Source organism: Nostoc sp. CHAB 5715 (assembly GCF_020829685.1).
In the GTDB taxonomy this organism is placed as follows: Bacteria; Cyanobacteriota; Cyanobacteriia; order Cyanobacteriales; family Nostocaceae; genus Nostoc.
The window spans coordinates 1-2,939 of the sequence record NZ_JAIVFR010000926.1 but is presented as its reverse complement, the minus strand read 5'-3'; the positions used below and the strand labels follow the sequence as shown (position 1 = coordinate 2,939).

The following is a 2,939-nucleotide window of genomic DNA, read 5'->3' as shown; positions in this document are numbered from 1 at the left end:
GCGTAACCCTGGGCGATATCTTGCTCAATGGCGTTGATTAGTTTCGGGCATTTCATCCCGGTTAATAGATGATTAAAGAATCGTTGTTTATGCGATTCAAACTGAGACATCGCAGACATTTTAGCCATGCGATTGTATGTTTTTGAGCCAGAAATGTTACACGCCTCCAATGCTTTGTGCAAGTTATTGTGGATAATTTGAAAAGCGTCGGCATAACTGTCGTAGATTCTTTCTTGGGTAGGAGTTAAGTCAATCTCCAATGTGTCATATTCAACTCCCTCAAAACTGAGCGATCGCGCCAAGTATAATCCCAGCGCTTTCAAATCCCTGGCAACAACTTCCATCGCCGCAATGCCACCCACTTCAATGGATTCCACAAAATCTTCACGGGAGGTAAACGGGAAGTCACCAGTCTGCCATAGTCCCAGGCGATTGGCATAGGAAAGGTTTGAAACAATAGTTGCCCCGGTAGCTGACACGTAGACAATCCGAGAAGAGGGCAATGCGTTTTGTAGCCGAAGACCGACGATACCTTGCATAGATGCTTTGACCATTCCAAGCTGACCCTCTTGTGCCATCGCATTACCCATCGAATGGCACTCATCAAAGGCGATCGCACCATCAAACTCCTTGCCTGCCCATTCAATGATTTGCTTAAGCCGACTTTTACCACCCTTCTGGGATCTTAAAGTAGAGTATGTAGCAAAGAGAACACCTTGCGAAAAGGGGATTGGATCACCTAGTTTGATATTGCCGAGGTCGATGATGTCTTTTTCACTACCACCCAGCGCACACCAATCACGTCTTGCATCCTCAATCAGCGCAGAACTTTTTGATACCCAGATCGCTTTTCGTCGTCCCTGACACCAATTGTCTAAAATGATACCAGCGACTTGCCGCCCCTTACCAGAACCTGTGGAGTCGCCAAGAAACCAGCCGCGTCTGAACCTCACAGTGTTTTGCTCATTGTACGCCGCGACTGTCACGTTATCAAGGGAGTCATCCACAAAGTAGGAACCTGTGAGAAATCCTGAGTGGGCAAGACCAGCGTAAATCACGCTTTCAAGTTGTGCTTCAGATTACCAGCCTTTGCAATGCTGAGTTGATATGACGTGGTGTGGCATCTGGGTTGCGATTTCTCACCTTGGGCGATGATGAAAACGGTGGATTCATCAGCACTACAGATGGTTGAGTTTTACCCGCTAGGTAATCGTTGATTTGTTCGGCATTTACACCGAATAACGGAACACCCCCAAACAAGCGTCGCAGGATTTTACTTCTGTCTTCTGCCAGTTCGTTAAGCATCAGGCTTGCACCTTTGAGTTTGGCAAACTGAGCCAAAATCCCGGTTCCCGCAGATGGCTCTAGCACAAGGTCATCACTACATATTTGTCCAGCCATTGCTACCAAGTAAGCCAGGGGCAAGGGTGTAGAGAACTGTTGTAGCTTTAACTGTTCTTCAGAACGGCGGGTGTGAGTGGGGCAAAGCGATTCAAGAAGTTGCAATTCTAAGAGAGGATTTTGTGGCAATCCTTTACGTCGCAGATATAGGATAAGTGCTACCTCTACAGCCTCATAAGCATCTTTCCACTACCAAGCCCCCTCTGCCGCAGTGCCAAGAAAGTACCGATTCATCTGTGAAGAGATTGTTTTTGTTGTCAGGGGACGCTTCTCAAGTAAAGTTTTAACTAGTTCTTGGGCAACATTGACCACTGATTGTCCGTAGTCTAAGACAGAGATTAGGTCAAACAGAGAACCTTGTGTAGCGATTTGGCTCACCATATTTATACATATTAATTTTCACTCGAAATTTGGCGTAGCCATAACATCTCTAGGCATCCCCCCAGATGCAGTAGTCATTTTTAATTCGCTTTTTCCCATTCGCAATGGGAAAAAGCGAATTGTTCGGTCAAAGTATGCTCAATTGCTTGATCTGAATTTCACCCGGATGCTCCTCCTCAATCCAAAAGACAAGCACATTCGAGATAGTGAATCAATTCTTGCCACGATTTAGGCGGTGGTATACGTTTAGATGTCTGATTGGTAGCATATTCATTCACCAGACAAGCTTTCCTCATCATCTGTGAATACGTGTCAAAAGCCAGTTGATTGCACTTCAAGCGAATTCACCTTTTTGTTCTTTCACTTGATGTATTCCAGAAAATACTCCAGTACAACTTGTGGTATTCTCCAGAAAGTTCGATTGCTGCTTCTAGATGCTGTCGCGCGATGGCAAAGTCTGAATCACTGGAGCAAATTTTAACGCTACAGCTAGCGCACAGTGAGCCGCTTGCATAATCATTAAATTATTGAATATAAAAATCCCCCGACTGAATCGCCGAGGGAGTAATCGTTTCTGGTAGCAGTAATCAAGCAATTTTCTGGCGTGGTCTACCTGTTTTTTGTTTCGTTTTGGTAGATGTCGTTTTTGCAGTAGATTTGGTCTTAGAATAATTTTTGATCCGCTTCGTTTGTTGCACTTCTTTAACAAGCATAATCTGGGCAAGAGCATTTAGTTTTGAAATCCTTACTACTATGGGGCAATAAATGTAGTCCCAAATTAGAGAAAGTATCTTCAATATTTTCCGGGACTTCATTTAGCAGCAATCGAGAAATAATACTGGCTTTAGAAGAAAGCTTTTGGATAGCTTCATTCCAACGTGTTTTAGCAATAGGTGTAATCTGAATCTCTATATTATAAGTTGGTTCTTTGTAGACTCCAAAATAGGGATTAATTGAGCCTCTGACTTTGGCGGTAATTTTATTTAAGTCAATCTCAAAGCTTTTAACTTTACCACCGCTAGCATAAGACCGTCCTCTTTTGAGTCGGTTATCATCTGTAAAAGCTTCTAGTGCTTGAATAAAGCGATCGCCCCACCAAGTTCGACTAAATTTAGCCATAATATCTACTCCAAAATAGCGACTCAGAAGAGAACGAA

The 2,939-nt window shown here is 43.7% G+C and carries 4 protein-coding genes and 1 pseudogene; all 5 read right to left on the bottom strand.

The window, feature by feature from the left end; genetic code table 11:
- A partial coding sequence (locus LC574_RS33795; protein ID WP_229457970.1) for a strawberry notch family protein occupies positions 1-1,058 on the bottom strand: 1,058 nt, incomplete at its 3' end.
- A gap of 16 nt (positions 1,059-1,074) precedes the next feature.
- Entirely contained in the window at positions 1,075-1,530 is a 456-nt protein-coding gene (locus tag LC574_RS33790) for a hypothetical protein (protein WP_229457968.1), read from the bottom strand.
- Positions 1,531-1,590: 60 nt separating this feature from the next.
- Positions 1,591-1,782, bottom strand: a complete 192-nt coding sequence (locus LC574_RS33785) for a hypothetical protein (RefSeq protein ID WP_229457967.1) — start codon at positions 1,780-1,782, stop codon at positions 1,591-1,593.
- 176 nt (positions 1,783-1,958) lie between these two features.
- Positions 1,959-2,120: a hypothetical protein gene (locus tag LC574_RS33780; RefSeq protein WP_229457965.1), complete on the bottom strand. Its 162-nt coding sequence runs from the start codon at positions 2,118-2,120 to the stop codon at positions 1,959-1,961.
- A 370-nt stretch (positions 2,121-2,490) separates the two neighbouring features.
- Positions 2,491-2,901: pseudogene (locus LC574_RS33775) on the bottom strand (hypothetical protein); the annotation flags it as partial.
- Between the last annotated feature and the right edge of the window lie 38 nt (positions 2,902-2,939).

Excerpts from the sequence above, each read along its gene's own strand:
- LC574_RS33785 (WP_229457967.1), bottom strand. The coding sequence starts at position 1,782 with ATGGTGAGCCAAATCGCTACACAAGGTTCTCTGTTTGACCTAATCTCT.